This is a genomic window from Roseateles sp. P5_B10 (genome assembly GCF_056400485.1).
Genome location: NZ_JBFULE010001202.1, coordinates 1 through 1,170, shown reverse-complemented (window position 1 = coordinate 1,170; position 1,170 = coordinate 1). Strand labels below are relative to the sequence as shown.

Annotated in this window: 1 protein-coding gene; it reads right to left on the bottom strand. The window is 61.2% G+C overall.

Annotated elements, in window-relative coordinates; genetic code table 11:
• Positions 1–78: 78 nt before the first annotated feature.
• A complete protein-coding gene (locus AC1DU6_RS32105) occupies positions 79–987 on the bottom strand; it encodes a PEP-CTERM sorting domain-containing protein (protein ID WP_056201975.1) in 909 nt (302 codons plus the stop codon).
• Positions 988–1,170 lie beyond the last annotated feature (183 nt).

The window sequence follows — 1,170 nt, the reverse complement described above, 5'->3', positions numbered from 1 at the left end:
GCCTGGGACAGAACAGCGAGCTGGTTTCCAGAAAGCAGAAAGCCGCCCGGAGGCGGCTTTCAGTCGAGATGACTCGGATCAGGCGGCGAGCTTTGCCTTGCGGCGACGCAGGCCGGCGACACCGACCAGAGCGACGCTGGTCAGGGCCAGCGAGGCGGGCTCGGGCAGCTTGAGGTTGGTGCCACCGCAGACGCCCTTGGAATCGACGGCTTGCGTGCACTTGGTGCCGGCCACGGCGTAGAGCTTGAAGAAATCGTCGCCATTGGTCAGCGTGGCGCGGTTTTCGGTCGCGATGCTGTTGGCGCCACCGGCCGTCTGAGCAAAACCGGAGTTGTAGGCGCTAATCAGCCACCAGCTGGACGTCTTGCCGGCGCCGTTGACCGAGTTGTAGGGATTGCTGGTGTCCTGAACCATGTCGCCATAGTTGCCAACCAGTTCCCAGCCGGCCATCGTGCCGGCTGCAGCGCCAGTCAGCGTGGGCGCTGCGGCGCCGGTCCAGCGGAACACGGACACATCAACCAGGCCGGTGCCGACTTGCGTGGTACCTGCACCGCAGGTGCCGCCGTTTTGGTACGTCATCGCCTGCGTGGTGGTGTTCTTGCAGCTGATCTCGACRTTGGACGTGAAGCCAAGGCCGACGCTGCTCAGCACGGTCGAAGCGCTGAAGCTCAACAGCACCGCCTCGGTATTCTGGTTATTGTCCAATGCGTGATAGGGCGAGCCGTTGTCGGTGCCGGTGTACATGCCCTGGCCGTTGCCCGCGAACTGGGTCAGCGCGCTGCTGGTCCAGTTGCCATTGACCTTGTTGTTGACGTCGTTGGAGGCGTAGAAGCCCGACATCTGAACCGTGTAGGCGGCGTTGCCGCTATCGCCGACCGTGGTGGTGGGCGTGGTGTCCAGGCCCCAGTAGGCTTGGGCGCTCGAAGCCAGGCTCAAGCCGGCGACGAGGGCGCTCAGGGCAATCCAGCGGGACTTTTGGGCTTTCATCGGTTTTCCTTTTGGGCTGTCACCAGCTTTTATTCGCATTCGAGAGGTTTCTAGCAAGCTTGATGCCAAACCAGAAAACTCCTTGACTTTCAATGTCTTGCCAATTTGATCAGGGTGGTGACTGTTGGAAATTGTAAGAACAACCGACAGCCAAATAAGGCCTTTCGCCCCCTCAGTTGAGGG